47 protein-coding genes are annotated in these 25,797 nt (G+C 47.9%); 6 read left to right on the top strand and 41 right to left on the bottom strand.

What is annotated here, in order from left to right; translation table 11 throughout:
- Positions 1 to 102: 102 nt before the first annotated feature.
- Positions 103 to 285: a hypothetical protein gene (locus LC084_RS22935; protein ID WP_226574559.1), complete on the bottom strand. Its 183-nt coding sequence runs from the start codon at positions 283 to 285 to the stop codon at positions 103 to 105.
- A 67-nt stretch (positions 286 to 352) separates the two neighbouring features.
- Here LC084_RS22935 and LC084_RS22930 point away from each other — a divergent pair, with 67 nt between their 5' ends.
- Positions 353 to 907 carry a gamma carbonic anhydrase family protein gene (locus LC084_RS22930; RefSeq protein WP_226574557.1) on the top strand — a complete coding sequence of 185 codons (555 nt, stop codon included), beginning with the start codon at positions 353 to 355 and terminating at the stop codon, positions 905 to 907.
- Here the strand turns inward: LC084_RS22930 and LC084_RS22925 are convergent.
- From LC084_RS22925 to dprA, 6 genes are read right to left on the bottom strand one after another with little or no spacing between them, the layout of a single operon-like run.
- The gene (locus LC084_RS22925) at positions 883 to 1,140 is read right to left on the bottom strand and encodes a DUF1488 family protein (RefSeq protein ID WP_226574554.1); all 258 of its coding nucleotides are present in this window, start codon (positions 1,138 to 1,140) and stop codon (positions 883 to 885) included. The genes LC084_RS22930 and LC084_RS22925 overlap by 25 nt on opposite strands.
- Positions 1,137 to 1,955, bottom strand: coding sequence for a shikimate dehydrogenase (aroE, locus tag LC084_RS22920; protein ID WP_226574551.1), 819 nt, complete (start codon positions 1,953 to 1,955; stop codon positions 1,137 to 1,139). The genes LC084_RS22925 and aroE overlap by 4 nt, the downstream gene beginning before the upstream one ends.
- A gap of 2 nt (positions 1,956 to 1,957) precedes the next feature.
- On the bottom strand, positions 1,958 to 2,530 hold the full coding sequence (gene tsaC / locus LC084_RS22915) for an L-threonylcarbamoyladenylate synthase type 1 TsaC (RefSeq protein ID WP_226574549.1): 573 nt from the start codon (positions 2,528 to 2,530) through the stop codon (positions 1,958 to 1,960).
- The gene (locus LC084_RS22910; RefSeq protein ID WP_226574547.1) at positions 2,523 to 3,077 is read right to left on the bottom strand and encodes a DNA topoisomerase family protein; all 555 of its coding nucleotides are present in this window, start codon (positions 3,075 to 3,077) and stop codon (positions 2,523 to 2,525) included. The genes tsaC and LC084_RS22910 overlap by 8 nt, the downstream gene beginning before the upstream one ends.
- A 23-nt stretch (positions 3,078 to 3,100) precedes the next feature.
- Positions 3,101 to 3,574, bottom strand: coding sequence for a DUF494 family protein Smg (smg, locus tag LC084_RS22905; protein ID WP_036112740.1), 474 nt, complete (start codon positions 3,572 to 3,574; stop codon positions 3,101 to 3,103).
- Positions 3,546 to 4,667, bottom strand: coding sequence for a DNA-protecting protein DprA (gene dprA, locus LC084_RS22900; RefSeq protein WP_226574561.1), 1,122 nt, complete (start codon positions 4,665 to 4,667; stop codon positions 3,546 to 3,548). The genes smg and dprA overlap by 29 nt, the downstream gene beginning before the upstream one ends.
- 121 nt (positions 4,668 to 4,788) lie before the next feature.
- On the opposite strand from dprA, the gene def reads away from it, so the two are divergent.
- From def to mscL, 5 genes are all read left to right on the top strand, one after another.
- Positions 4,789 to 5,301 carry a peptide deformylase gene (gene def / locus LC084_RS22895; protein ID WP_226574543.1) on the top strand — a complete coding sequence of 171 codons (513 nt, stop codon included), beginning with the start codon at positions 4,789 to 4,791 and terminating at the stop codon, positions 5,299 to 5,301.
- Positions 5,302 to 5,322: 21 nt separating this feature from the next.
- Positions 5,323 to 6,270: a methionyl-tRNA formyltransferase gene (fmt, locus tag LC084_RS22890; RefSeq protein ID WP_226574541.1), complete on the top strand. Its 948-nt coding sequence runs from the start codon at positions 5,323 to 5,325 to the stop codon at positions 6,268 to 6,270.
- Between the two features lie 73 nt (positions 6,271 to 6,343).
- The gene (gene rsmB / locus LC084_RS22885; RefSeq protein ID WP_226574538.1) at positions 6,344 to 7,636 is read left to right on the top strand and encodes a 16S rRNA (cytosine(967)-C(5))-methyltransferase RsmB; all 1,293 of its coding nucleotides are present in this window, start codon (positions 6,344 to 6,346) and stop codon (positions 7,634 to 7,636) included.
- A 42-nt stretch (positions 7,637 to 7,678) separates the two neighbouring features.
- A complete protein-coding gene (gene trkA, locus LC084_RS22880; RefSeq protein WP_226574535.1) occupies positions 7,679 to 9,055 on the top strand; it encodes a Trk system potassium transporter TrkA in 1,377 nt (458 codons plus the stop codon).
- Positions 9,056 to 9,177: 122 nt separating this feature from the next.
- Complete coding sequence (gene mscL, locus LC084_RS22875; RefSeq protein ID WP_226574532.1) at positions 9,178 to 9,591, top strand: large-conductance mechanosensitive channel protein MscL; 414 nt, start codon at positions 9,178 to 9,180, stop codon at positions 9,589 to 9,591.
- Here mscL and LC084_RS22870 read toward each other — a convergent pair.
- From LC084_RS22870 to LC084_RS22705, 34 genes are all read right to left on the bottom strand, one after another.
- Positions 9,563 to 9,808, bottom strand: coding sequence for an alternative ribosome-rescue factor A (locus LC084_RS22870; RefSeq protein ID WP_226574530.1), 246 nt, complete (start codon positions 9,806 to 9,808; stop codon positions 9,563 to 9,565). The genes mscL and LC084_RS22870 overlap by 29 nt on opposite strands.
- Positions 9,805 to 10,233, bottom strand: a complete 429-nt coding sequence (gene zntR / locus LC084_RS22865) for a Zn(2+)-responsive transcriptional regulator (RefSeq protein ID WP_226574528.1) — start codon at positions 10,231 to 10,233, stop codon at positions 9,805 to 9,807. Before zntR ends, LC084_RS22870 begins: the two co-directional genes overlap by 4 nt.
- 2 nt (positions 10,234 to 10,235) lie before the next feature.
- Positions 10,236 to 10,607, bottom strand: coding sequence for a DnaJ family domain-containing protein (locus LC084_RS22860; protein ID WP_226574526.1), 372 nt, complete (start codon positions 10,605 to 10,607; stop codon positions 10,236 to 10,238).
- A 110-nt stretch (positions 10,608 to 10,717) separates the two neighbouring features.
- Positions 10,718 to 11,104 carry a 50S ribosomal protein L17 gene (rplQ, locus tag LC084_RS22855; protein ID WP_036112778.1) on the bottom strand — a complete coding sequence of 129 codons (387 nt, stop codon included), beginning with the start codon at positions 11,102 to 11,104 and terminating at the stop codon, positions 10,718 to 10,720.
- A 40-nt stretch (positions 11,105 to 11,144) separates the two neighbouring features.
- Complete coding sequence (locus LC084_RS22850; RefSeq protein ID WP_226574524.1) at positions 11,145 to 12,134, bottom strand: DNA-directed RNA polymerase subunit alpha; 990 nt, start codon at positions 12,132 to 12,134, stop codon at positions 11,145 to 11,147.
- Between the two features lie 25 nt (positions 12,135 to 12,159).
- Positions 12,160 to 12,780 carry a 30S ribosomal protein S4 gene (rpsD, locus tag LC084_RS22845; protein ID WP_036112787.1) on the bottom strand — a complete coding sequence of 207 codons (621 nt, stop codon included), beginning with the start codon at positions 12,778 to 12,780 and terminating at the stop codon, positions 12,160 to 12,162.
- 32 nt (positions 12,781 to 12,812) lie between these two features.
- On the bottom strand, positions 12,813 to 13,202 hold the full coding sequence (rpsK, locus tag LC084_RS22840) for a 30S ribosomal protein S11 (RefSeq protein ID WP_001029684.1): 390 nt from the start codon (positions 13,200 to 13,202) through the stop codon (positions 12,813 to 12,815).
- 16 nt (positions 13,203 to 13,218) lie between these two features.
- The gene (gene rpsM / locus LC084_RS22835; protein WP_036112799.1) at positions 13,219 to 13,575 is read right to left on the bottom strand and encodes a 30S ribosomal protein S13; all 357 of its coding nucleotides are present in this window, start codon (positions 13,573 to 13,575) and stop codon (positions 13,219 to 13,221) included.
- 147 nt (positions 13,576 to 13,722) lie between these two features.
- Complete coding sequence (gene rpmJ, locus LC084_RS22830) at positions 13,723 to 13,839, bottom strand: 50S ribosomal protein L36 (protein WP_000868187.1); 117 nt, start codon at positions 13,837 to 13,839, stop codon at positions 13,723 to 13,725.
- Between the two features lie 30 nt (positions 13,840 to 13,869).
- Positions 13,870 to 15,201, bottom strand: coding sequence for a preprotein translocase subunit SecY (gene secY, locus LC084_RS22825; RefSeq protein WP_226574523.1), 1,332 nt, complete (start codon positions 15,199 to 15,201; stop codon positions 13,870 to 13,872).
- A 7-nt stretch (positions 15,202 to 15,208) separates the two neighbouring features.
- Positions 15,209 to 15,643 (bottom strand): 50S ribosomal protein L15, encoded by a 435-nt coding sequence (gene rplO, locus LC084_RS22820; RefSeq protein ID WP_036112811.1) that lies wholly within the window; start codon positions 15,641 to 15,643, stop codon positions 15,209 to 15,211.
- 3 nt (positions 15,644 to 15,646) lie between these two features.
- On the bottom strand, positions 15,647 to 15,826 hold the full coding sequence (rpmD, locus tag LC084_RS22815; protein ID WP_036112814.1) for a 50S ribosomal protein L30: 180 nt from the start codon (positions 15,824 to 15,826) through the stop codon (positions 15,647 to 15,649).
- A 6-nt stretch (positions 15,827 to 15,832) separates the two neighbouring features.
- Positions 15,833 to 16,333: a 30S ribosomal protein S5 gene (rpsE, locus tag LC084_RS22810; RefSeq protein ID WP_017374144.1), complete on the bottom strand. Its 501-nt coding sequence runs from the start codon at positions 16,331 to 16,333 to the stop codon at positions 15,833 to 15,835.
- Positions 16,334 to 16,347: 14 nt separating this feature from the next.
- On the bottom strand, positions 16,348 to 16,701 hold the full coding sequence (rplR, locus tag LC084_RS22805; RefSeq protein ID WP_000358956.1) for a 50S ribosomal protein L18: 354 nt from the start codon (positions 16,699 to 16,701) through the stop codon (positions 16,348 to 16,350).
- Positions 16,702 to 16,710: 9 nt separating this feature from the next.
- On the bottom strand, positions 16,711 to 17,244 hold the full coding sequence (rplF, locus tag LC084_RS22800; RefSeq protein ID WP_226574521.1) for a 50S ribosomal protein L6: 534 nt from the start codon (positions 17,242 to 17,244) through the stop codon (positions 16,711 to 16,713).
- 12 nt (positions 17,245 to 17,256) lie between these two features.
- Complete coding sequence (gene rpsH, locus LC084_RS22795; protein ID WP_036112832.1) at positions 17,257 to 17,649, bottom strand: 30S ribosomal protein S8; 393 nt, start codon at positions 17,647 to 17,649, stop codon at positions 17,257 to 17,259.
- A 34-nt stretch (positions 17,650 to 17,683) separates the two neighbouring features.
- A complete protein-coding gene (gene rpsN, locus LC084_RS22790) occupies positions 17,684 to 17,989 on the bottom strand; it encodes a 30S ribosomal protein S14 (RefSeq protein ID WP_036112836.1) in 306 nt (101 codons plus the stop codon).
- Between the two features lie 14 nt (positions 17,990 to 18,003).
- The gene (rplE, locus tag LC084_RS22785; protein ID WP_226574518.1) at positions 18,004 to 18,543 is read right to left on the bottom strand and encodes a 50S ribosomal protein L5; all 540 of its coding nucleotides are present in this window, start codon (positions 18,541 to 18,543) and stop codon (positions 18,004 to 18,006) included.
- A 14-nt stretch (positions 18,544 to 18,557) separates the two neighbouring features.
- On the bottom strand, positions 18,558 to 18,872 hold the full coding sequence (rplX, locus tag LC084_RS22780; protein WP_036112842.1) for a 50S ribosomal protein L24: 315 nt from the start codon (positions 18,870 to 18,872) through the stop codon (positions 18,558 to 18,560).
- 9 nt (positions 18,873 to 18,881) lie between these two features.
- Positions 18,882 to 19,253, bottom strand: a complete 372-nt coding sequence (gene rplN, locus LC084_RS22775; RefSeq protein ID WP_035344535.1) for a 50S ribosomal protein L14 — start codon at positions 19,251 to 19,253, stop codon at positions 18,882 to 18,884.
- Between the two features lie 162 nt (positions 19,254 to 19,415).
- Positions 19,416 to 19,670, bottom strand: coding sequence for a 30S ribosomal protein S17 (gene rpsQ / locus LC084_RS22770; RefSeq protein ID WP_000130100.1), 255 nt, complete (start codon positions 19,668 to 19,670; stop codon positions 19,416 to 19,418).
- Entirely contained in the window at positions 19,670 to 19,861 is a 192-nt protein-coding gene (rpmC, locus tag LC084_RS22765; protein WP_024549500.1) for a 50S ribosomal protein L29, read from the bottom strand. Before rpmC ends, rpsQ begins: the two co-directional genes overlap by 1 nt.
- The gene (gene rplP / locus LC084_RS22760; RefSeq protein ID WP_036112855.1) at positions 19,861 to 20,271 is read right to left on the bottom strand and encodes a 50S ribosomal protein L16; all 411 of its coding nucleotides are present in this window, start codon (positions 20,269 to 20,271) and stop codon (positions 19,861 to 19,863) included. Before rplP ends, rpmC begins: the two co-directional genes overlap by 1 nt.
- Positions 20,272 to 20,283: 12 nt before the next feature.
- On the bottom strand, positions 20,284 to 20,985 hold the full coding sequence (gene rpsC, locus LC084_RS22755; RefSeq protein ID WP_036112857.1) for a 30S ribosomal protein S3: 702 nt from the start codon (positions 20,983 to 20,985) through the stop codon (positions 20,284 to 20,286).
- A 17-nt stretch (positions 20,986 to 21,002) separates the two neighbouring features.
- Positions 21,003 to 21,335: a 50S ribosomal protein L22 gene (gene rplV, locus LC084_RS22750; RefSeq protein ID WP_000447529.1), complete on the bottom strand. Its 333-nt coding sequence runs from the start codon at positions 21,333 to 21,335 to the stop codon at positions 21,003 to 21,005.
- A gap of 14 nt (positions 21,336 to 21,349) precedes the next feature.
- The gene (gene rpsS, locus LC084_RS22745; protein ID WP_001138115.1) at positions 21,350 to 21,628 is read right to left on the bottom strand and encodes a 30S ribosomal protein S19; all 279 of its coding nucleotides are present in this window, start codon (positions 21,626 to 21,628) and stop codon (positions 21,350 to 21,352) included.
- Between the two features lie 16 nt (positions 21,629 to 21,644).
- Positions 21,645 to 22,466 (bottom strand): 50S ribosomal protein L2, encoded by an 822-nt coding sequence (rplB, locus tag LC084_RS22740; RefSeq protein WP_036112870.1) that lies wholly within the window; start codon positions 22,464 to 22,466, stop codon positions 21,645 to 21,647.
- A gap of 19 nt (positions 22,467 to 22,485) precedes the next feature.
- Positions 22,486 to 22,788, bottom strand: a complete 303-nt coding sequence (rplW, locus tag LC084_RS22735) for a 50S ribosomal protein L23 (RefSeq protein ID WP_064597165.1) — start codon at positions 22,786 to 22,788, stop codon at positions 22,486 to 22,488.
- Positions 22,785 to 23,390, bottom strand: coding sequence for a 50S ribosomal protein L4 (rplD, locus tag LC084_RS22730; RefSeq protein ID WP_226574516.1), 606 nt, complete (start codon positions 23,388 to 23,390; stop codon positions 22,785 to 22,787). Before rplD ends, rplW begins: the two co-directional genes overlap by 4 nt.
- A gap of 10 nt (positions 23,391 to 23,400) precedes the next feature.
- A complete protein-coding gene (rplC, locus tag LC084_RS22725) occupies positions 23,401 to 24,030 on the bottom strand; it encodes a 50S ribosomal protein L3 (protein ID WP_051691463.1) in 630 nt (209 codons plus the stop codon).
- Positions 24,031 to 24,062: 32 nt separating this feature from the next.
- Positions 24,063 to 24,374 carry a 30S ribosomal protein S10 gene (rpsJ, locus tag LC084_RS22720; RefSeq protein WP_001181005.1) on the bottom strand — a complete coding sequence of 104 codons (312 nt, stop codon included), beginning with the start codon at positions 24,372 to 24,374 and terminating at the stop codon, positions 24,063 to 24,065.
- Between the two features lie 317 nt (positions 24,375 to 24,691).
- Entirely contained in the window at positions 24,692 to 25,168 is a 477-nt protein-coding gene (bfr, locus tag LC084_RS22715) for a bacterioferritin (RefSeq protein ID WP_226574515.1), read from the bottom strand.
- Positions 25,169 to 25,239: 71 nt separating this feature from the next.
- The gene (bfd, locus tag LC084_RS22710; RefSeq protein WP_226574513.1) at positions 25,240 to 25,434 is read right to left on the bottom strand and encodes a bacterioferritin-associated ferredoxin; all 195 of its coding nucleotides are present in this window, start codon (positions 25,432 to 25,434) and stop codon (positions 25,240 to 25,242) included.
- 210 nt (positions 25,435 to 25,644) lie between these two features.
- Positions 25,645 to 25,797: EF-Tu C-terminal domain-related protein (locus LC084_RS22705; protein ID WP_449826312.1), on the bottom strand; the 153-nt coding region annotated here is incomplete at its 5' end.

Genomic DNA, 25,797 nt, shown 5'->3' with positions numbered 1-25,797 from the left:
ATTGTCTGATAAATTGTTAAAGAGCAGTGCGACCCGGCATTCTGCCTGCTGTCGCGAGGTGGCGTATATTACGCTTTCCTCTTTCAGAGTCAACCCAATTTTTCAGGATTTTTTCTCTTTATCTTCCCGGCTTACTGCACTCAGTGAAGCGTGCTGCCGTGTCGATGGAGGCGCATTATAGGGATCCCACTCAGATGCACAAGCCTTTTTTAGATCTTTTTTTCTAAGTGTGTCTTTTTCAACCTTTTTGTTGAATTCGTGTGCTTTACCGTTTGTTTTATGCACATTTCACCTTGAATTTCCTTGTTTGATAGTCAAAGTTAACCTGTCAGATCCTTAAATTGAGGTAGCTATGTCCCAAATATTCCGTCAATACCAGGATTTATATCCTTCTGCCGGGCAAAGAGTCATGGTCGATCCTTCCAGTGTGCTCGTGGGTGATGTAAGACTGGGGGATGATGTTAGTATTTGGCCACTTGTCGCTATTCGCGGGGATGTCAATTATGTCGCTATCGGTGACAGAACCAATGTGCAGGATGGAAGTGTATTACATGTCACACATAAATCACCGTCACACTCTGAAGGCTACCCGCTTATTATTGGGCAAGATGTGACTATTGGTCACAAAGCAATGCTTCACGGTTGTAAAATAGGGGATAGAGTATTAGTCGGTATGGGGTCAATCTTGCTTGATGGCGCTGAGGTTGGCAGTGATGTCATGATTGGTGCAGGCAGCCTGGTTCCGCCCGGGAAAAAACTGGCGAGTGGTTTTTTATACCTCGGAAGCCCAGTGAAACAAGTACGGCCATTATCTGCAGATGAAATTCAGGGGCTGAAATACTCCGCGGATAACTATGTAAAATGGAAATCGGAATACCTGGCTCAGGATAACCAATACCACCCTTGAGCATCTTCCTGCTGTGCCTTGATCAACATTTCCGCATCTTCTTCCAGATCCCAGCGGTGATATCTGAATTGTTCAAGGCACTTTTCGACAGACTGGATACCAAAGCGTTGCGTTAAAACCTGCTGGCTGATGGCACAATATACTTGCATCCCCCCCACCAGCGCAGTAAATACAACAGCCTTAAGCTCATTATTCCATTCTTCTCTTTCCGGAAACTGAATTCCCTGGTTCATACACTCAACACTCGTTTTAGCTTTTCAATAACTGGGGCGGTTTCTGGTAAAACACCATGCCAAAGCATAAACGAATGAGCAGCCTGCCCCACTAGCATTCCAAGTCCATCAGCAACCTGCTGGACATGATGCTGCATTGCCCACTTTAAAAACGGTGTCGGCCCTGCCATATAGAACATGTCATAACAACTGATATTATGGTGCAGTAATGAAGCAGGAACAGGAGGGATATCACCATGAATACCACTGGAAGTCGCATTGATTATGAGGTCAAAAACCTTACCATCCAACGAAGAATACTCACAGGCACTAACATTTCCATAATCGGAAAAATGCGCGGCCAGAGCCTGGGCTTTATCAAAAGTCCTGTTAGCGATTACGATATCGCAGGTTTGTGCTAACAAAGGCAGAATAACGCCTCTGGAGGCCCCTCCCGCGCCAAGCAACAGAATACGGGCACCGGAAGGTAAAAAATTGAGCCGCTGTAAGTCACTTACAAGCCCGACCCCATCCGTGTTATCGCCCAGAACCTTGCCATCGTCTAACAGTTTCAGTGTATTTACCGCACCAGCCAACGTCGCCCTTCTGGTTAATGTGCCTGCGAATTCAAAAGCCAGTTCTTTAAAAGGAACCGTAACATTCGCGCCTTTTCCCCCATTAGCAAAAAAGGATCTAATAGATTCTTCAAAACCGTCTACAGGTGCCTGAATACTTCCATAAGGGTGAACAATACCCGTTTCTTCAGAGAACCATGTATGGATTTGAGGAGATTTGCTATGTGCAATAGGGTTACCAAAGACAGCGAATGTTTCCATAATTATCCTTGCCGAAAGAGTTTACCGGTCAATGCATCTCGAATTTCAGAGGGATTTTGCCTGCCTCCTGTTAAACCATCAACCACAGGGAAGGCATCACCAAATTGAGCGCGGACTTCTTCAGTGGTACGGCAAGGCGGCAACCCACTCAAATTAGCACTTGTCGAAACTAGCGGTTTACCGAAAGCGAGACATAAATCTACTACCAGTGGATGATTAGTGACACGTACAGCTAATGAATCAAAGCGTCCGGTTAACCATTCCGGTGTGTCCGGTTTCGCAGGAAAAACGAAAGTTACAGGGCCAGGCCAGCAAGCAAACACCGTGTTGAGCTGCTCAGGACTCAACGAAGACTCATCAATATAAGGCCGTAATTGCTCAAAGTTTGCAGCAATAAGAATCAAACCTTTATCAATCGGACGTTGCTTCAACTCCAATAGCCGCATCACTGCAGTTTCACTATCAGGATCACACCCAACACCAAATACAGCTTCAGTGGGGTAAGCGATGACATTTTCTTCTTCTAAAACGCGAACTATATCGTTCAGCGCATTACTTTGCAGGTTGTTATTCACTTTCTTTATCTACCGTTACCGGCTTTCCACATTGTTTACTGGCACAGAAGCGTTTAACGCCTTGCGCCGTTTTCTTCTCAATTAACAGGGGATAATGACATTCCTCACAAACCCCTGCTACAGGCGTAAAATTCACAGAGAACTGGCACTCGGGATAACGGTTACAAGCATGGAATATTTTTCCATAACGAGAACGACGCTGAACTAAGTGCCCTTGCTTGCATTGGGGGCAGGGAATAGCTGTATCATCAGGCTTATCGATCAGTTGAGTATGCCCACATTCGGGATACTGGCTACAACCAATATACATACCAAAACGCCCCTGGCGTAACACCAGAACGGACTGGCATTCAGGGCACAACTGCCCTTCGAGCACCTTAACCACATGCCCATCTGATGATGGTTTTAAAGGACGCAGGTAGTCGCAATCTGGGTATTGAGAGCAACCAAGAAAAGGTCCATGCTTCCCGGAACGAATTAATAACGTCGCCCCGCACTTTGGGCAGGGCGACTGGTCAGGCACTGAAAAGAGTGCATCTTTTGCCATATCACTTACGCTTCATTGAGTAATCAGTGAAGCATACCTTCATTTACCTCAAAAAGAAGTTCTTCCATCTGCTGATACGCGTTTTCACATCCGGGTAGATTGAACAACACCATCAACACAACCCATTTCAGGTCTTCAAGATCAAACTCACTTGTATCCAAAGCCATAACACGCTCAATCACCATTTCACGTGTTTCGAGGTTTAGCACCTGTATTTGCTCCAGAAATAGCAAGAACCCCCTGCAACTGGAATCCAGACGCTGACTTTCTTCATCCGTGAAAATGCGCATAGATAATGGGTCTGACGCCAACTGCATTGGCTCAACTAACCCATCCTGATAATCAGCCAGTTTTTCCAACCAGGACAATGCATTATAGATATCGTCGCGATCAAACCCAACATCTGCTAAGTCACGGGTTAATTTATCCTGATCGACCTGAACTTCAGCCTGATTCTGGATATATGTTTCAAACAGATAAATTAGTACGTCGAACATGGCATGCCCTCCTCAATCGGACATAGCCGCCGGGTACAGCTGCGATCCACCCTGCTAACTCCAGCTCAAGTAATTGGACTACGGTCACTGGCACAGGTTGGCCGGCACGTTCAGCGACGACGTCAACAGGTGTTACCTCATATCCTACGTTAGCCAACAGCTCAGGAAATGGCAATGGAGGGATGGCAGTATCCACTGAATTATTTAACTTCAGCGCCTGTTTTGCTAATACACCGGCAGATTCACAGAGCGAATCGACAATATCACTGGGCTGAGAAACTAATTGCGCACCTTGTTGAATCAACCAGTGCGGTCCTTCACTCCCCGGATTACTTAAAGGACCAGGTAACGCAAAAACGTCTCTCCCATGTTCAAGTGCACAGCGCGCTGTAATCAACGAACCACTTTTCAATGTCGCTTCGATAACCAGAACACCATAACTTAACCCGCTAATAATGCGATTACGCCGTGGAAAATGGCCAGGTTTTGGCGTGCTCCATAGAGGAAACTCAGAGATAAGCGCTCCTCCCTGGGCATGAATTTTTCTTGCCAGCAACCGATGCCTGGGGGGATAAACGCTATTTAAGCCATTGCCTAAAACCGCAACTGTTTTCCCTTCTGCTGCGAGCGCCGCATTATGCGCCACACCGTCAATACCAATCGCAAGCCCACTCGTAATAGTTAGTTGCTCGGCAAGGGATAACGCAAACTGACGACACCAGTGCTCTCCGTACCAAGAAAGACTTCTGCTGCCAACTATGGCCAATTGAGGTGTATTCAGCACTGATAGATCACCTTTCACAAATAGAGCCGCAGGATAATCATTAATCGCTTTTAACGACTCTGGATACATTGAATCTGAAACAGTTAACAGGTGATGTTGTTCATCATCGAGCCAGTGCAAAGCTTGAGTGATTTGCTCAGAGGTGGGGGAGAAAAACTGTGTTATCTGAGTTTCGCTACAGCCGACAGACCGAAGTATTTCAGGAGAGCAGGAAGAGCTTTCCCGCAATCGACAAAAGAGCGCGTTGGCTATATCACCATATATTGACGAGACATTCATTAAACGCAGCCAGATTTCCGTTTCCGACAAACTCATTCGTGCAACCTCAGCAATTTCTGTGATTGACGAGGGATACTGTCAATCAGGCTCGGAAATGTCTAGAATAGGAGGGAAGTATCCGTTTAACTTTTGAACACAGCTCTGGATAAATATGTCAGTATTGCAGGTTTTACATTTCCCGGACGAGCGTCTTCGCACTATCGCTGAACCGGTCAAAGAGGTTAATGCAGAAATTCAGCGTATCGTCGATGATATGTTCGAGACCATGTACGCAGAAGAAGGTATTGGCCTTGCTGCAACACAAGTAGATATTCATCAGCGTATCATTGTTATTGATGTGTCGGAAAATCGCGATGAACAGTTGGTTCTGATTAACCCGGAACTGCTGGAAAAAAGTGGTGATACCGGAATCGAAGAAGGCTGCCTTTCAATTCCTGAGCAGCGTGCTTTAGTTCCTCGTGCTGAAACAGTAAAAGTACGCGCATTAAACCGCGATGGTACGATTTTTGAGTTGGAAACAGATGGCCTGCTTGCCATTTGCATTCAACATGAAATGGATCATCTGGTAGGCAAGTTATTTGTTGATTACCTGTCCCCACTGAAACGCCAACGTATTCGTCAGAAGCTTGAAAAAATGGCAAGACTGAGTGCGCGCGAAGCGTAACTGCACGGAGCTAAAAAACACGTGGCAAATTCTCTTCGTATTATTTTCGCCGGAACACCAGATTTCGCGGCACGACATCTGGATGCCCTGATTGCATCTGAGCATGAAGTTGTTGCTGTTTTTACACAACCTGATCGCCCTGCCGGGCGCGGGAAAAAACTAATGGCTGGGCCAGTGAAGACACTGGCCCAGGTGCATGAGATTCCTGTCTATCAACCAGCTAGCCTGCGTCCGCAGGAAAACCAGGCATTAGTTGACCAGTGTAATGCAGATGTGATGGTCGTGGTTGCTTATGGTCTGCTGCTGCCAGCGACTGTATTATCCATGCCTCGTTTGGGCTGCATTAATGTACATGGTTCCCTGCTTCCTCGCTGGCGTGGTGCTGCGCCGATTCAACGCGCATTATGGGCCGGAGATGAACAAACTGGTGTAACCATCATGCAAATGGATAAAGGCCTTGATACCGGTGACATGCTGCACAAGATAGCCTGTCCGATTACCCCACAAGACACAAGTGCTACCTTGTATGACAAGCTGGCAGCCATTGGCCCTGATGGGCTGCTATACACGCTTGGTCAGTTGGCAGAGTCTGGTATTACGCCAGAAAGACAAGATGAAACACTGGTCACGTACGCTGAAAAACTCAGTAAAGAAGAAGCCCGGCTTGACTGGTCATTACCAGCAACCCAACTTGAGCGCTGCATTCGTGCATTTAATCCCTGGCCTGTCAGTTTTTTAATGATTGATGAACAACCGGTAAAAGTCTGGCAGGCATCAGTCATTGACACTCAGGTTAATGAATACCCCGGGACTGTCGTTACAGCTGATAAACACGGTATTCAGGTTGCAACACAGCAAGGCATTCTGAACATCGAGATATTACAGCCCGCCGGGAAAAAACCGATGTCGGCCCAAGATATTCTCAATTCCAGGAAAGAGTGGTTCACCCCAGGAACTACACTTGCCTGATAATACTCTTATTCACAGCCCGGACTTGTCCGGGCCTTTTTATTTCTGACGGCTGGAAAACCAGACTGTAGCAATGAAACGATCTCAAAACTTACGCAGCCTGGCCGCACAGGCAATAGACCAGGTTATGGAGCAGAAATTATCACTTAGTGATGTTCTGCCGCCGCTTCAGGAACGTGTTTCTGACAAGGACAAGTCACTCTTACAAGAGCTGTGCTTTGGTACCCTCCGTACACTGCCAGAACTGGAGTGGTTGATTAGCCAGTTGATGTCCCGCCCGTTGCAAGGCAAGCATAAGGTCATCCATTATCTGATTGCCGTTGGTCTTTACCAATTAATTCACACCCGGATCCCTGCACATGCTGCACTTGCTGAAACGGTTGAGGGCGCAAGCGTGCTTAAGCGACAACAGTTTAAAGGGGTTATCAACGGTGTATTACGGCAATTCCAACGTCAGAGCGATAACCTGATGTCGGAACTGCAGCAACATGAATCCCGTTATTGGCATCCAGAGTGGCTGCTTAACCGCCTGCGCCAGGCCTGGCCACAGCAATGGGAAAGCATTGTTGAAGCAAATAACCACCGCCCACCAATGTGGTTACGGGTAAATCGTCGTTTTCATCAACGCGATGCATGGCTTGAACTACTTCAACAAGTCGGTATGAATGGGTTTACTCACCATGACTACCCCGATGCTATCAGGCTGGAAACACCAGTACCTGTTGCTATGCTACCCGGCTTCTCTGATGGTTGGGTTACCGTACAGGATGCATCAGCCCAAGGTTGCGTGGCATTGCTGAATCCGCAGAATGGCGAGGATATTCTGGATTTATGCGCAGCTCCGGGTGGGAAAACAACGCATATCCTGGAAGCCGCTCCGGAGGCTAACGTTCTGGCTGTTGATATTGACAAAAAGCGCCTTAGCCGGGTCTATGAAAACCTTAACCGTCTGGGTATGAAGGCTGAAGTCAAATCTGGTGATGGTCGCTATCCCGAACAGTGGTGTTCTGGCAGGCAATTTGACCGTATCTTGCTGGATGCGCCTTGCTCAGCCACAGGAGTTATACGCCGTCACCCAGATATAAAATGGTTGCGTCGCAATAACGATATAGACGACCTGGCAAAACTACAGAGCGAAATTCTTAATGCTGTCTGGCCCCTTTTAAAACCAGGTGGCACTCTGTTATACGCAACATGCTCCATCATGCCAGAGGAAAATAGTCAGCAAATTAAACAGTTTTTGCATAGCTTTGCTGATGCAAAACTTGTTGAAACAGGAACGCCAGATGAGCCAGGGAAACAAAATTTTCCTGGCCCAGAGGAAGGAGATGGATTCTTTTACGCTAAGCTAATCAAAGCGTCATGATGTTCATCAAGCCTGTATGGCACAACTGAAGAAACAATACTGATGAAAATTATCATTTTGGGTGCCGGACAGGTTGGAGGTACCCTTGCAGAAAACTTAGTGGGCGAAAATAACGATATTACTGTCGTTGATACTAACGGCGACAGGTTACGTAGCCTGCAAGATAAATTTGACCTGCGCGTTGTACAAGGTGCAGGCTCACACCCCAGAGTTCTGCGTGAAGCAGGTGCTGACGATGCTGATATGCTGGTCGCAGTGACCAGCTCGGATGAGACGAATATGGTTGCCTGCCAAATTGCCTATTCGCTATTTAATACACCGAACCGTATTGCTCGTATACGTGCTTCAGATTATGTACGCGATGCGCAGAAGCTATTCACTCCGGAAGCCGTGCCAATCGATCATTTAATCGCTCCTGAACAACTGGTGATTGATAGCATTTACCGCTTGATTGAGTATCCTGGTGCACTTCAAGTCGTTAACTTTGCTGAAGGAAAAGTCAGCCTTGGTGTCGTCAAGGCCTATTATGGTGGCCCGCTGGTTGGTAATGCGCTGTCAACAATGCGTGAACACATGCCTCATATAGATACCAGGGTAGCCGCTATATTTCGTCATGACAGACCCATCCGCCCCCAAGGTTCCACCATTATCGAAGCCGGCGATGAAGTCTTTTTCATTGCCGCATCACAGCATATTCGTGCAGTGATGAGTGAATTACAACGGCTGGAAAAACCTTATAAGCGCATTATGCTGGTCGGCGGCGGTAATATTGGAGCCGGGTTAGCAAAACGCTTAGAGAAAGAATATAGCGTCAAGTTGATCGAACACGATCAGAAACGTGCCGCAGAGTTAGCCGAAAAATTACAAAATACAATTGTGTTCTATGGCGATGCTTCTGATCAGGAGCTTCTGCAGGAAGAGCATATTGATCAGGTCGACTTGTTCATTGCTGTGACGAATGATGATGAAGCCAACATCATGTCTGCAATGCTAGCAAAACGTATGGGTGCCAAAAAGGTAATGGTGCTGATTCAGCGCAGAGCCTATGTCGATCTTGTCCAGGGTAGCGTTATTGACATTGCCATATCACCACAGCAAGCAACAATTTCTGCACTACTCAGCCATGTACGCAAAGCTGATATTGTCGGGGTTTCCTCCCTCAGACGCGGTGTTGCAGAAGCAATTGAGGCTGTCGCACATGGTGATGAAAGCACTTCGCGAGTAGTTGGCCGGGTCATTGACGAAATTAAATTGCCACCAGGTACCATTATCGGTGCTGTCGTGCGTGGTAATGATGTAATGATAGCTAATAATGATCTGCGTATTGAGCAAGGAGACCACGTCATTATGTTCCTTACAGATAAAAAGTATGTAAGCGATGTAGAACGCCTCTTCCAACCTAGCCCATTTTTCCTCTGAATACAGGGCGGTTGTCCGCCCTGTTAATTCTTTGTATATAATCTATTTACATATATTTATGTGGGCCAATGGAGCCTGAAGCGCTATTGCCCGGTTAGGGTTATGTTGTTCAAGGAGAATGTATGAGTATATTCAAAGAGTTTCGTGCTTTTGCTATGCGCGGGAATGTCATTGACCTGGCTGTTGGGGTTGTGATCGGTGCGGCTTTCGGCAAAATAGTTTCTTCACTGGTTGCCGATATTATCATGCCACCACTTGGGTTATTGATTGGCGGGATTGACTTTAAACAGTTCGCAGTGACATTACGCCCGGCTGAAGGTGAGATTCCGGCTGTAGTAATGCACTATGGCGTTTTTATTCAGAACATTTTTGACTTCATCATCGTGGCATTTGCCATTTTCATGGTAGTTAAGATGATGAACAATATATACCAGAAAAAAGAAGCACCCAAAGCGCCTCCAGCACCTTCCAAAGAAGAGATATTACTGACGGAAATTCGTGACCTGCTCAAAGCGCAGAACAGTAAAGATGCATAATTACTATTGTTAATGCAGAGAAGGCCAGGAGTAAAAAAGCATCTACTTGTTTACTGCTGGCCTCCTGACCGCTGTTTTTCCCATATTTAGTTTTGCGAGAATAGCTACCTTTTCCCTTTTTGTTTCGTTCAACACGCTGACGAAATAGCGGGTCATGTAACAATGCCTCTAAAGCATTATCACGAATAGCCCCTTTCTTGTGCTGGTAATGACTCATATTTTCTCCGGTTGGATTTTGGTTGCACCCTGTTCAAGTGCTTCGAGAATTGAACAGTAAACACTACTGTGCGCGGTACCACAGCAGACATCATCCAGTCGTTTTAACGACTGCCGCATTACTTCAAGTTCAGCAATTCTGGATTCAACTTCAGTGAGCCTCTCCTGCACAATCTGCTTTGACTCACGGCAAGTATGGTGTTCTGGGTCAATTCGAATAGAGAGTAACTCCCGGATTGATTCCAGAGTAAATCCAAGCTGCCGTGCATAACGAATAAAGCGCAGCCGCTGCAAATCATTTTCACTATATAACCGAAACCCACCTTCCGTGCGGACCTCATGATCCATCATATTTTGTTTTTCATAATAACGAATAGTATCAGGCGTAACATCTGCTAAACGTGCAATTTCACCTATACGATACATAGCTATTTATCCTCAGAAAATCGTTCCTTGACGCGCACCCCATAAGAACCATGCAGGAAATCAGTACTTAGACCAGCCTGCCGAAGTTTAAGTTCTAGCAACGCAACCCGCTGGCTCACTTCATGGTATTCAGCTTCAGTCTCTTTGATACCCTGAAGTAACTCATGGAGTTCAAGAGCTTCCCGACGTTGCTCAAGCTCCGGTGGGAGGCATCCTGCATTTTTCAAGAGACGATACCCAGCACGTAATGACTCAGGCACAAAAGAATCATCATCAAGTACTAAAGGCTCACCTTCCCCAGGAAGGTTATCCAAGTCACCTTTTTTTTGTGCTTCTATAATGTGACGCTCAGCCCATTGGTCAATTAACCACATAACATGACTCCGGTGATTAAATGAACAAACGAAGAGTGAATTTTAGAACAGGGGAGAATTTTTAGATATAAAAAAACCGGGCAAGCCCGGTTTTTTTACGTTACTGCAAATTACTCTGCAGCAGCTTCTGCTTGAGACTCAGCGCGATCAACCAGCTCGATGTAAGCCATCGGAGCATTATCACCAGCACGGAAGCCACACTTCAGGATACGAGTGTAACCACCTGCACGGCTCGCGAAACGCGGACCAAGTTCATTAAACAGTTTTGCCACGATCTCGTTATCACGAGTGCGGGCGAATGCCAGACGACGATTAGCTACGCTGTCGGTCTTGGCAAGAGTAATCAGCGGCTCAACTACGCGACGCAGCTCTTTCGCTTTTGGCAGGGTCGTCTTGATGATCTCATGACGAACCAGTGAACCAGCCATGTTGCGGAACATTGCCTGGCGATGGCTGCTGTTGCGGTTCAGTTGACGACCACTCTTACGATGGCGCATGACCTTATCCTTCTCAGTAAAACCTTAACCTGTGATCCGGTTACTCATCAGCAATGCTTGCTGGTGGCCAGTTTTCCAGGCGCATGCCCAGAGACAAGCCACGGGAAGCCAGCACGTCTTTAATCTCTGTAAGAGATTTCTTACCAAGGTTCGGCGTTTTCAGCAACTCAACCTCGGTACGTTGTACCAGATCACCGATGTAGTGGATAGCTTCTGCCTTAAGGCAGTTAGCAGAGCGGACAGTCAATTCCAGATCGTCAACAGGGCGCAGCAAGATCGGATCGAATTCTGGCTTCTCTTCTTTAACTTCCGGCTGACGTACGTCACGCAAGTCAACAAAGGCTTCAAGTTGTTCAGCCAGGATGGTAGCTGCACGACGAATCGCCTCTTCAGGATCGATTGTGCCGTTAGTCTCCATTTCGATAACCAGCTTATCCAAGTCAGTACGCTGCTCAACACGAGCTGCTTCAACATTGTAGGCAATACGCTCTACAGGGCTGTAGCAAGCATCGACCAGCAGACGGCCGATTGGGCGCTCATCTTCTTCCGAATGAATTCGGGCAGAGGCCGGCACGTAACCACGACCACGTTGAACTTTGATACGCATATTGATAGATGCATTATCATCGGTCAAGTGGCAAAGCACGTGCTGTGGCTTGACGATTTCAACATCACCATCATGGGTGATGTCTGCTGCGATCACAGGGCCAATGCCAGATTTATTCAGGGTAAGAATAACTTCATCTTTGCCCTGAACTTTCACCGCCAGCCCTTTCAGGTTGAGCAGGATTTCCAGGATATCTTCCTGTACGCCTTCTTTGGTGCTGTACTCATGTAGTACACCATCAATCTCAACCTCGGTCACCGCGCAACCCGGCATCGATGAAAGCAGAATACGGCGCAGTGCGTTACCAAGAGTATGGCCAAAGCCACGCTCTAACGGCTCAAGGGTCACCTTGGCGTGCGTCGAACTCATTTGCTCGATATCGACCAGGCGCGGTTTAAGAAACTCTGTCACAGAACCCTGCATTGTGTCCTCTCTTTGGTACTAAGCTTTACTTGGAGTAAAGCTCGACGATCAGGTGTTCGTTAATGTCCGCAGACAGATCAGAACGCTCAGGCTTACGCTTGAACACACCTTCCATCTTGCCAGCATCAACTTCCAGCCAGGTTGGCTTTTCACGCTGCTCAGCCAGCTCCAGAGCGGCTTTCACGCGAGACTGCTTTTTCGCTTTCTCACGAACGCTAACTACATCGTTCGGACTCACCTGATAAGAAGCGATATTAACAACACGACCGTTAACCATGATAGCTTTATGGCTCACCAGCTGGCGTGCTTCCGCACGAGTAGCGCCAAAGCCCATACGGTAAACAACGTTGTCCAGACGACCTTCCAGCAGAGCCAACAGGTTTTCACCGGTATTGCCTTTCAGACGTGCTGCTTCTTTGTAGTAGTTACGGAATTGACGTTCCAGAACACCATAGATACGGCGAACTTTTTGTTTTTCACGCAACTGCACACCATAGTCAGACAGACGCGGTTTACGCGCACCATGCTGACCAGGAGCTTGTTCAATTTTACACTTGGTATCGATCGCGCGAACACCAGACTTAAGGAACAGGTCTGTGCCCTCACGACGGCTCAGCTTGAGCTTAGGACCCAAATATCTTGCCATTTTCTTTCTCCAACATTCCTAAAAACGGGGCGTTATACGCGACGTTTTTTCGGCGGACGACAACCGTTGTGAGGGATCGGAGTCACATCAGTAATATTAGTGATGCGGAAACCAGCGGCGTTCAGTGCACGAATAGTAGATTCGCGACCCGGACCCGGTCCCTTAACCATAACTTCCAGATTCTTAATTCCGTATTCTTTCACTGCATCAGCGCAACGTTCAGCTGCAACCTGAGCGGCAAAAGGAGTGGATTTACGAGAACCACGGAAACCGGAACCACCGGCTGTTGCCCAACCCAATGCGTTACCCTGACGATCAGTGATAGTAACGATGGTGTTGTTGAAAGAAGCATGGATATGAGCCACGCCATCAGAGACTTGTTTTCTTACACGTTTACGTGCACGAATTGGTGCCTTTGCCATTATTCAATCACCCCGATTATTTCTTGATCGGTTTGCGCGGACCCTTACGGGTACGAGCGTTGGTCTTGGTACGCTGACCGCGAACCGGCAGACCACGACGATGACGCAGACCGCGATAGCAACCAAGGTCCATAAGACGCTTGATGCTCATGCTGATTTCGCGGCGCAGATCACCTTCAACGACAAATTTGGCAACTTCGTCACGCAACGTGTCGATTTGTTCTTCAGACAGCTCACTGATCTTAACATCTTCAGCAATGCCCGCCGCAGCACAAATAGCTTTGGAACGAGTCTTGCCGACACCATAAATCGACGTTAATGCGATTACAGCGTGTTTTTGATCAGGAATGTTAATGCCTGCTATACGGGCCACTATGCACTCCTATAATTTCATTTGTGTGCACCATACTGAAAAGCCCGTTTTCAGGATACTCAAATGGATACACACAGACATACAAAAGATTGGCTGGCTAATCTAGCCAGCTCAACCCAACTTTGCAAGAAAAATATGCGAAAATAATCAGCCTTGACGCTGTTTATGTTTCGGCTCGGCACTGCAAATCACACGAATAACACCATCGCGCTTAACGATTTTGCAGTTACGGCATAATTTCTTGACGGAAGCACGAACTTTCATTTTTACTCTCCGTAACTTCTCAAGCGACCACTAACGGCCATAGCCTTTCAGGTTCGCTTTTTTCAATGCAGACTCATACTGACTGGACATCATCAGAGTTTGCACTTGAGCCATAAAGTCCATGATGACAACAACGACGATTAACAGTGAAGTCCCACCAAAGTAGAATGGCACCTTCATCGCATCACGCATGAACTCCGGGATCAGGCAAATAAAAGTAATATACAACGCACCGACTAAAGTCAGACGAGTCATTACCTTATCAATATACTTCGCCGTTTGTTCTCCCGGACGAATTCCTGGTACAAATGCACCGGACTTCTTCAGGTTATCTGCTGTTTCACGCGGGTTGAAAACCAACGCAGTATAGAAGAAACAGAAGAAGATGATTGCAGACGCATAGAGTAACACATAAAGCGGTTGCCCAGGCTGCAAGTACAGCGAAATTGTTGTCAGCCAGTTCCAACCAGTACCGCCCCCGAACCATGAGGTTATGGTAGCCGGGAACAGAATAATACTGGAAGCAAATATCGCAGGGATTACTCCAGCCATATTCACTTTCAGCGGTAAATGTGTGCTCTGTGCAGCATAGACACGACGACCTTGTTGACGCTTCGCGTAGTTTACCACAATTCGGCGTTGACCACGTTCAACAAACACAACAAAGAAGGTGACAGCAAATACTAATACTGCAACCAACAACAACAGGAGGAAGTGCAGGTCACCTTGCCGGGCTTGCTCGATAGTATGTGCAATAGCAGGCGGAAGGCCTGCAACAATACCAGCGAAAATTATGATAGAGATACCGTTACCGATACCTCGCTCAGTAATCTGCTCACCTAACCACATCAGGAACATTGTCCCTGTGACCAAGCTAACAACAGCAGTGAAATAGAATGCCAGACCTGGATTTATAACCAGACCAGTCATTCCTGGCATATTCGGCAAACCGGTAGCAATACCGATTGACTGAAATATTGCCAACACCAATGTACCTATACGGGTGTACTGGCTTATCTTACGACGACCAGACTCCCCTTCCTTCTTCAGCTCTGCTAACGCCGGATGAACGACTGTCAGCAATTGGATAATAATAGATGCCGAAATATACGGCATTATACCCAGAGCAAAGATGGAAGCACGGCTCAGAGCACCACCAGAGAACATGTTAAACATTTCAATGATGGTGCCCCGCTGTTGTTCGAGCAATTTGGCAAGAACAGTGGCATCAATACCAGGGATTGGAATAAAAGAGCCAATTCGGAAAACAATCAGCGCACCTATAACAAACAATAGTCTGCGTTTCAGCTCGCCAAGACCGCCTTTAGCACTTTGAAAATCTAATCCCGGTTGTTTTGCCATCTGCTACTTATTCCTCGATTTTACCGCCAGCAGCTTCGATAGCAGCTCGTGCGCCTTTAGTAACACGCAGTCCGCGAACAGTTACCGGGCGAGCTACCTCACCAGACAGAATCACTTTCGCGAATTCGATCTGAATACCGATAATGTTTGCTGCTTTCAGCGTGTTCAGGTCAACTACGTCGCCTTCAACATTAGCCAAGTCAGACAAACGGATTTCCGCAGTGACCATAGCTTTACGAGAAGTGAAACCGAATTTAGGCAGACGACGATACAACGGCATCTGACCACCTTCGAAACCACGACGTACACCACCACCAGAACGAGATTTCTGACCTTTGTGGCCACGACCACCGGTTTTACCCAGACCAGAGCCGATACCACGACCCAGGCGTTTCGGCGCGTGCTTAGACCCTTCGGCTGGAGACAGAGTATTTAAACGCATCTCTTACTCCTCAACTTTAACCATGAAGGAAATCGCGTTGATCATACCACGGACTGCTGGCGTATCTTCACGCTCAACAGTGTGACCAATACGACGCAGACCCAGGCCAAGCAGCGTTGCCTTGTGTTTCGGCAGACGACCGATTGCACTGCGGGTTTGAGTGATTTTAATAGTCTTTGCCATGGTCAATTACCCCAGAATTTCTTCAACGGATTTACCACGCTTGGCAGCGACCATTTCTGGAGATTTCATATTTTCCAGGCCATCAATGGTAGCACGAACCACGTTGATCGGGTTGGTGGAACCATATGCTTTTGCCAGAACGTTATGAACTCCAGCGACTTCCAGAACAGCACGCATAGCACCACCTGCGATGATACCAGTACCTTCTGAAGCCGGCTGCATGAACACACGAGAACCTGTGTGCACACCTTTAACAGGGTGCTGCAGAGTACCGCTGTTCAGCGCGACGTTAATCATGTTGCGACGGGCTTTTTCCATCGCTTTCTGGATCGCTGCTGGAACTTCACGCGCTTTACCGTAACCAAAACCAACGCGACCATTGCCATCACCCACTACAGTCAGAGCGGTGAAGCTAAAAATACGGCCACCTTTTACAGTTTTAGATACGCGGTTTACCGCGATCAGCTTTTCCTGCAGTTCGCCAGCTTGTTTTTCGATGTGAGCCATCTTACACCTCTACCTTAGAACTGAAGGCCAGCTTCACGGGCAGCATCTGCCAGTGCCTGGACACGACCATGATATTGGAACCCGGAACGGTCAAAGGAAACATCTTTGATTCCTTTTTCCAGAGCGCGTTCTGCAACAGCTTTACCTACTGCAGCGGCGGCATCTTTGTTACCGGTGTACTTCAGTTGCTCAGCAATAGCTTTTTCTACAGTAGAAGCAGCTACCAGAACTTCAGAACCGTTCGGCGCGATTACCTGTGCGTAAATATGACGCGGGGTACGATGTACCACCAGGCGGGTCGCACCAAGCTCTTTGAGCTTGCGACGTGCGCGGGTCGCACGACGGATACGAGCAGATTTCTTATCCATAGTGTTACCTTACTTCTTCTTAGCCTCTTTGGTACGCACGACTTCGTCGGCGTAACGGACACCCTTGCCTTTATAAGGCTCAGGACGACGGTAGGCGCGCACATCAGCAGCGACCTGGCCAATCACTTGTTTATCAGCGCCTTTCAGCACGATTTCAGTCTGTGACGGACATTCTGCAATGACGCCAGCCGGCAGTTCATGGTCAACAGGGTGAGAAAAGCCTAAAGACAGGCTCAGAACATTCCCTTTAACCGCTGCACGGTAACCTACACCAACCAGCTGAAGCTTCTTAGAGAAGCCTTCGGTAACACCGATAACCATGGAGTTCAGCAGCGCACGAGCTGTACCCGACTGGGCCCAACCATCTGCAAAACCTTCGCGCGGAGCGAAAGTCAGTGCATTGTCCGCATGTTTTACTTCAACAGCATCGTTGATAGAACGAGTCAGCTCGCCGTTTTTACCTTTGATCGTAATAACCTGACCGTTGATTTTTACATCAACGCCGGCAGGAACAACGACCGGTGCTTTAGCAACACGAGACATTTTTTCCTCCGATTAGGCTACGTAGCAGATAATTTCGCCACCAAGACCAGCTTGGCGCGCTGCACGATCAGTCATAACACCTTTAGAGGTAGAAACGACAGCAATACCCAGCCCAGCCATAACTTTCGGCAGCTCATCTTTTTTCTTATAGATGCGCAGACCTGGACGGCTGACTCGCTGAATGCTCTCTACCACAGCCTTGCCTTGGAAATATTTCAGAGAAACTTCCAGTTCAGGCTTGATGTCGCCTTCAATTTTATAATCTTCGATATAACCTTCTTCCTTAAGCACATGGGCAATTGCCACTTTCAGCTTGGAGGAAGGCATGGTGACCGCAACTTTGTTCGCGGCCTGACCGTTACGGATACGGGTCAGCATATCCGCGATCGGATCTTGCATGCTCATCTGTCTCTACTCCCGTGATTCAAATTGGTGACAATTACCAGCTAGCCTTTTTCAGACCCGGGATTTCACCGCGCATAGCGGCTTCACGGACCTTAATACGGCTCAACCCGAATTTCCGCAGGAAACCATGCGGACGACCAGTTTGACGGCAGCGGTTACGCTGACGAGACGGGCTGGAATCACGCGGCAGACTCTGCAGCTTGAGAACAGCATCCCAACGATCTTCGTCAGAAGCGTTCACATCAGAAATGATCGCTTTCAGTTCAGCGCGTTTAGCGAAGAATTTTTCAGCCAAAGCTACGCGTTTTACTTCGCGTGCTTTCATTGATTGCTTAGCCATGAAGTAACCCTACCTTACTTGCGGAACGGGAAGTCAAAGGCAGCCAGCAGAGCACGGCCTTCATCATCGGTTTTCGCAGTAGTGGTAATGGTAATATCCAAACCACGAACGCGATCGACTTTGTCATAGTCGATTTCCGGGAAGATGATCTGCTCACGGACACCCATGCTGTAGTTGCCACGACCATCGAAAGACTTGGCGGACAGGCCGCGGAAGTCACGAATACGGGGTACAGCAATAGTGATCAGGCGCTCAAAGAACTCCCACATGCGTTCGCCACGCAGAGTTACTTTACAGCCGATCGGATAGCCCTGACGGATTTTGAAGCCTGCAACTGATTTGCGTGCTTTGGTGACCAACGGTTTTTGACCGGAGATTGCTGCCAGGTCTGCTGCTGCATTATCCAGCAGTTTCTTGTCAGCGATCGCTTCACCAACACCCATGTTCAGGGTGATCTTCTCGACCCGAGGGACTTGCATGACAGAATTGTAGTTAAACTGAGTCATCAGTTTGCTAACTACTTCGTCTTTGTAGTAATCATGCAGTTTCGCCATCGTACTACTCCAAATTACTTGATAGTTTCGCCATTAGACTTAAAGAAACGGACTTTTTTGCCCTCTTCAAATCTAAAGCCTACACGGTCAGCCTTACCGGTTGCCGTATTGAAGATTGCAACGTTAGAAACCTGAATTGCAGCTTCTTTTTCAACGATGCCACCCGCCTGGTTCAGAGCCGGAACCGGCTTCTGATGTTTTTTCACCAGGTTGATACCTTCAACAATGACCTTACCAGAAGACAGGACACTCTTAACTTTACCACGCTTGCCTTTATCTTTGCCGGCCAGCACGATAACTTCGTCATCACGACGGATTTTCGCTGCCATGTTTGCTCCTTAGAGTACTTCTGGTGCCAGAGAGATGATTTTCATAAACTTCTCAGAACGAAGTTCACGAGTAACCGGCCCAAAAATACGCGTACCGATTGGCTGTTCGCTATTGTTGTTCAGAAGAACACAAGCATTGCCATCGAAGCGAACGACAGAACCGTCAGGGCGACGAACACCCTTCCTGGTGCGCACCACTACCGCCTTCAGCACATCACCTTTTTTGACCTTACCACGCGGAATTGCTTCTTTGATGGTAATTTTGATGATGTCGCCTACGCCTGCGTAGCGACGGTGCGAGCCACCCAGAACCTTGATACACATTACGCGACGTGCGCCAGAGTTGTCGGCGACGTTCAGCATAGTCTGTTCTTGGATCATTTCAGTGCTCCGCTAATGTCAACTACTGAGACCTGATATCAGGTCGTTCATAAACGCCCCATAAACGAGGGCGCGGCATTATAACACCGCTTATCGGATATGGGTAGAAAAAATAAACGGCTCATTTCTGAGCCGTTTATCGATTTGAGAATGCGTACTCTATTACAGAACCGCTTTCTCTACAACGCGAACCAGAGTCCAGGATTTAGTCTTGGACAGCGGACGGCATTCGCGGATTTCAACCACGTCGCCAATTCCACATTCGTTGTTCTCGTCATGTACGTGCAATTTAGTCGTACGCTTAATGAATTTACCGTAGATCGGGTGTTTCACAAAACGCTCGATAGCAACAACAATGGATTTTTCCATTTTATCACTAACAACACGACCTTGCAGAGTACGGATTTTATCGGTCATTACGCACCCGCCTTCTCAGTCAGTAAAGTCTTAACGCGTGCGACATTACGACGCACTTGCTTCAACAGGTGAGTCTGTTGCAGCTGGCCACTTGCAGCCTGCATACGCAGGTTGAACTGCTCACGCAGCAGGTTAAGCAGCTCGGTGTTCAGCTCTTCAACACTCTTTTCACGCAGCTCTTTTGCTTTCATTACATCACCGTCTTAGTTACAAAGGTGGTTTTGATCGGCAGTTTCGCTGCTGCCAGGCTGAATGCTTCACGGGCCAGCTCTTCCGGAACACCGTCCATTTCATACAGGACTTTACCCGGCTGAATCAAGGCAACCCAATACTCCACGTTACCTTTACCTTTACCCATACGAACTTCCAACGGCTTCTCGGTGATCGGTTTGTCCGGGAATACACGGATCCAGATCTTACCCTGACGCTTAACTGCACGGGTCATTGCACGACGTGCAGCTTCGATCTGACGGGCAGTCAGACGACCACGGCCAACAGCTTTCAGACCGTAAGTGCCGAAGCTCACATCCGTACCTGCAGCCAGACCACGGTTACGGCCTTTGTGCACTTTACGGAATTTTGTACGCTTTGGTTGTAACATCAGCGACGCTCCTTATTTACGGCCTTTACGCTGCTGCTTTTTAGGTTGAGCAGCCGGTTTTTCCGGTTGTTCAACAGCAGCCATACCACCCAGGATCTCACCTTTGAAGATCCACACTTTCACGCCAATAACACCATAAGTGGTGTGCGCTTCAGAGGTGTTGTAGTCAATGTCAGCACGCAGAGTGTGCAGCGGTACACGACCTTCACGATACCATTCGGTACGTGCGATCTCAGCGCCACCCAGACGGCCACTAACTTCAACTTTGATACCTTTAGCGCCCAGACGCATTGCATTCTGTACAGCACGCTTCATAGCACGACGGAACATAACACGACGTTCCAGCTGAGAAGTGATGCTGTCAGCAACCAGTTTTGCGTCCAGTTCAGGCTTACGAACTTCTGCGATATTGATCTGAGCAGGAACGCCAGCAATGTCTGCTACGGCCTTGCGCAGTTTCTCAACGTCTTCACCTTTTTTACCGATAACGATACCCGGGCGAGCGGTGTGAATAGTCACACGAATGCTTTTTGCCGGACGTTCGATAACGATACGAGATACAGACGCCTTAGCCAGTTCTTTAGTCAGGAACTGACGTACTTTAAAGTCGCTGTCCAGGTTGTCAGCGAATTCTTTGGTGTTCGCGAACCAGGTAGAGTTCCATGGTTTGACAATACCCAGGCGAATACCATTAGGATGTACTTTCTGACCCATTGCTAGTCTCCAGAGTCTCAGCGATCGGACACAACCACAGTAATGTGGCTGGTGCGCTTCAGGATGCGATCTGCACGACCTTTTGCACGCGGCATAATGCGCTTCATGCTCGGGCCTTCATCTACGAAAATTTTCGTAACTTTCAGATCGTCAATATCAGCGCCATCGTTGTGTTCAGCGTTAGCAATGGCAGATTCCAGAACTTTCTTGACCAGTACAGCCGCTTTCTTATTGGTGTAGGTCAGAATATCCAGAGCCTGCGACACTTTCTTACCGCGAATCAGGTCAGCAACAAGGCGAACCTTCTGAGCAGAAGAACGAGCATGGCGATGTTTAGCGATAGTTTCCATCTCTTCCTCCTACCTTATTTTTTCTTCGCTTTTTTATCAGCAGCATGGCCGCGATAAGTACGAGTCGGTGCGAATTCACCCAGTTTGTGACCAACCATTTCGTCGGAAACAAAAACTGGAACGTGCTGACGACCATTATGGACAGCGATGGTCAAACCGATCATGTTTGGAAAGATCGTTGAACGACGGGACCAAGTGCGCAGGGGCTTCTTGTCACCGCTTTCCACCGCTTTCTCTACCTTCTTCAGCAAGTGCAGGTCAATAAAAGGACCTTTCTTGAGAGAACGTGGCATGGCTTATCCTCTAAAATTATTTGCTACGGCGACGTACGATGAATTTATCAGTACGCTTGTTGCTGCGGGTCTTTTTACCTTTGGTCTGAATGCCCCACGGGGAAACCGGGTGCTTACCAAAGTTACGACCTTCACCACCACCATGTGGGTGATCTACCGGGTTCATCGCGGTACCGCGAACGGTAGGACGAACACCACGCCAACGAGCAGCACCTGCTTTACCCAGAACGCGCAGCATATGCTCAGCATTGCCAACTTCGCCCAGAGTAGCGCGGCACTCTGCTTCAACTTTACGCATTTCACCAGAACGCAGACGCAGGGTGACATAAGCACCATCACGAGCAACGATCTGAACGTAAGTACCAGCAGAACGCGCCAGCTGACCGCCTTTACCTGGTTTCATTTCTACGTTATGAACGGTAGAACCAACCGGGATATTGCGCATCGGCAGGGTGTTACCCGCTTTGATTGCAGCATCAACGCCAGATTGAATCTGGTCGCCAGCTTTCAGGCCTTTAGGGGCCAGGATGTAACGGCGTTCGCCATCTTTGTACAGAACCAGTGCGATATTCGCAGAACGGTTCGGATCGTACTCAAGACGTTCAACAACTGCCGGGATACCGTCTTTGTTGCGTTTGAAGTCAACAATACGATAAGCCTGCTTATGACCACCACCAATGTGACGCGTAGTGATGCGGCCATTGTTGTTACGGCCACCGGATTTGCTGTTTTTTTCCAGCAAAGGAGCAAAAGGTTTGCCCTTGTGCAACTCTGGGTTAACCACTTTAACTACGTGGCGACGACCCGGAGATGTCGGTTTACACTTAACAATTGCCATTGTTCTTTACTCCTCCGACTTACTCAGCGCCGCCGATGAAGTCCAGATTCTGGCCTTCTTTCAGGGTGACGTAAGCTTTTTTCCAGTCGCTACGACGACCGATACGCTGTCCATGACGTTTTACTTTCCCTTTAACAACCAGGGTACGTACGTCATTGACTTCGACTTCAAACAGTTTCTGCACAGCAGCTTTGATTTCTGCTTTAGTCGCGTCTTTAGCAACTTTGAGAACGATGGTATTGTTTTTTTCCATCGCAACAGACGCTTTTTCAGAAACGTGCGGTGCGTTCAGCACTTTCAGCAGACGTTCTTCACGAATCATGCCAGCATCTCCTCAACTTGCTTAACAGCATCAGCAGTCATTACGACTTTGTCGAAGGCGATCAGGCTAACAGGATCAATGCCATTAGCATCACGTACGTCAACCTTGTGCAGGTTACGTGCAGCCAGGAACAGATTTTCATCCAGTTCACCGGTGATGATCAGCACATCTTCCAGAGCCATTTCTTTCAGTTTCTGAGCAAGCAGCTTAGTTTTCGGTGCTTCTACAGAGAACTTCTCGACAACGACCAGACGATCCTGACGTACCAGCTCGGACAGAATGCTTTTCAGCGCGCCGCGGTACATCTTCTTGTTAACTTTTTGACTGTGGTCCTGCGGACGAGCAGCAAAGGTCACACCACCGGAGCGCCAAATTGGGCTCTTGATGGAACCAGAACGTGCACGACCAGTACCTTTCTGGCGCCACGGTTTTTTACCGGAGCCAGTTACTTCAGCACGAGTCTTCTGAGCACGAGTACCTTGACGGGCACCTGCTGCATAAGCAACAACAACCTGGTGTACCAGCGCTTCGTTAAAATCACGACCGAAGGTAGTTTCGGAAACAGTCAGCGCGCTCTGCGCGTCTTTCAGTACTAATTCCATTGCTATCCCCTTACGCCTTCACAGCTGGTTTAACGATCAGGTCGCTACCGGTTGCACCGGGAACCGCACCTTTAACCAGCAGCAGGTTGCGCTCAGCGTCAACACGTACTACGTCCAGGCTTTGAACAGTTACACGTTCATTACCCAGCTGACCTGCCATTTTCTTGCCTTTGAACACTTTGCCCGGAGTCTGGTTCTGACCGATAGAACCCGGAACACGGTGAGACAAGGAGTTACCGTGGGTAGCATCCTGAGTGCGGAAGTTCCAACGCTTAACAGTACCGGCGAAACCTTTACCTTTAGAGGTACCAGTTACGTCTACTTTTTTAACGTCAGCGAAAACTTCAACACTGATGTTCTGACCAACAGCGAATTCTTCGCCTTCAGCCAGACGGAATTCCCACAGACCACGACCAGCTTCAACACCAGCTTTAGCAAAGTGACCCGCTTCAGGTTTGGTGACGCGGTTTGCTTTTTTAACACCGGTGGTAACCTGGATTGCGCGGTAACCATCGTTGTCCAGATCTTTAACCTGGGTAACGCGGTTAGCTTCAACTTCGATTACGGTTACTGGGATAGAAACGCCTTCTTCAGTGAAGATGCGAGTCATGCCCACTTTTTTACCGACTAAACCAATCATTGTTTCAACCTCTCAATCGTTCAATGACCTGATTAACCCAGGCTGATCTGCACGTCTACACCGGCAGCCAGATCCAGACGCATCAGAGCATCAACGGTTTTCTCGGTTGGCTCAACGATGTCAACCAGGCGCTTGTGAGTGCGGATTTCGTACTGATCACGCGCGTCTTTGTTGACGTGCGGGGAGATCAGAACGGTAAAGCGCTCTTTGCGGGTCGGCAGCGGGATTGGACCACGAACTTGCGCACCAGTGCGCTTAGCAGTCTCAACGATTTCCGCGGTTGATTGATCGATCAGACGATGATCAAACGCTTTCAGGCGGATACGGATTCTTTGGTTCTGCATGAGACCAGAGCTCCAATTATTTATAGACGAAAATGACTACTACTCAGACCCATTACGATTGACGGGAGAGTGTAATCTTCTTTACATAGCTTCCCAATTGGAAGCATTGTTCTGGCAGCAAAGCTGCACAGGCTCTGTCGAGCCACTCACTACTATTAGCGAGCCTGCGCATTATACGCAAATCTGCGCCTCAGGCAAGCTTTGTTTATTAATTAGTCATGGATATGCTGACGGCTGGTTATGAAGGGATTCGCACATTGGGGGGCAGGTAAATGAAAACGGAGACTCTGTTACCGCCTCCGCTTATAAACTATCTATCAGGACTGTTCCTTCAGCTGGGACTGGAGATAATTTTGCAGACCAATTTTGCCAATCAAATCCAGCTCAGTTTCAAGCCAGTCGATGTGGTTTTCTTCGTCCGACAAAATCTCGATAAGCATATCCCTGCTGACATAATCATGAACCGAATCAGCATAGGCTATCGCTTCACGAAGATTTTCCGCCCCTTCCATTTCAAGATTGAGATCTGAGCGAAGCATCTCTTCAACATCTTCTCCGATGTGAAGTTTGCCGAGGTCCTGCAGATTAGGGATACCTTCAAGAAACAAAATACGCTCGATATACTTATCCGCATGTTTCATTTCATCAATGGACTCATGATACTCAATATCATTAAGCCTGGTCAGCCCCCAGTTTTTGAACATTCTGGCGTGTAAAAAGTACTGATTTATTGCAACAAGCTCATTTCCCAATAATTTATTGAGATGGGTTATTATCTTAGCATCACCTTTCATAGTCTCTCTCTCCGCTTCCACTACTTAAAAGCGTAGATGGGTAGCAGAGTAAGTCAAAAAAAGCGCACTAATTATGCTGTTTCTTTCAATTCTGGTATCTGGATCAGTTCTTCCTGCATGATTTCCCGAGCAGCCCGAATGCACTTACCACATTGAGTGCCGACAGGAATAAACTTACGCAACTGCTGAAAAGATTGCGGACGAAACTGTCGTACCGCCTGGCGGATAGCTTTATCACTAACGCCGTTACACAGACAAATGTACATAACCACTCCAGTACAAATAACGATCAAATTCTAATTGAGAATGGTTATGATTACAATAGGCAATACATAAAAAGAACAAACTCAGACCAGGTAATAAAGCCAGATTGCACTTTGAGTAATAACGAAAGGTAAAACTACGTGAAGAAATGCTGGTATTTCTGCAATAAAAAAGGGCGCTAAGCGCCCTTTTTTTAGCTCAATGACTATTAATTAGCCGAGAACTTTAGCAACAACACCAGCACCAACGGTACGGCCGCCTTCACGGATTGCGAAGCGCAGACCTTCGTCCATTGCGATCGGGTGAATCAGGGTAACAACCATCTGAATGTTGTCGCCCGGCATTACCATTTCAACGCCTTCCGG

The organism is Mangrovibacter yixingensis (assembly GCF_020523985.1).
GTDB classification, from domain to species: domain Bacteria; phylum Pseudomonadota; class Gammaproteobacteria; order Enterobacterales; family Enterobacteriaceae; genus Mangrovibacter; species Mangrovibacter yixingensis.
Note: the sequence above shows the minus strand (reverse complement) of the source record. Positions and strands in the feature narration are given on the sequence as shown.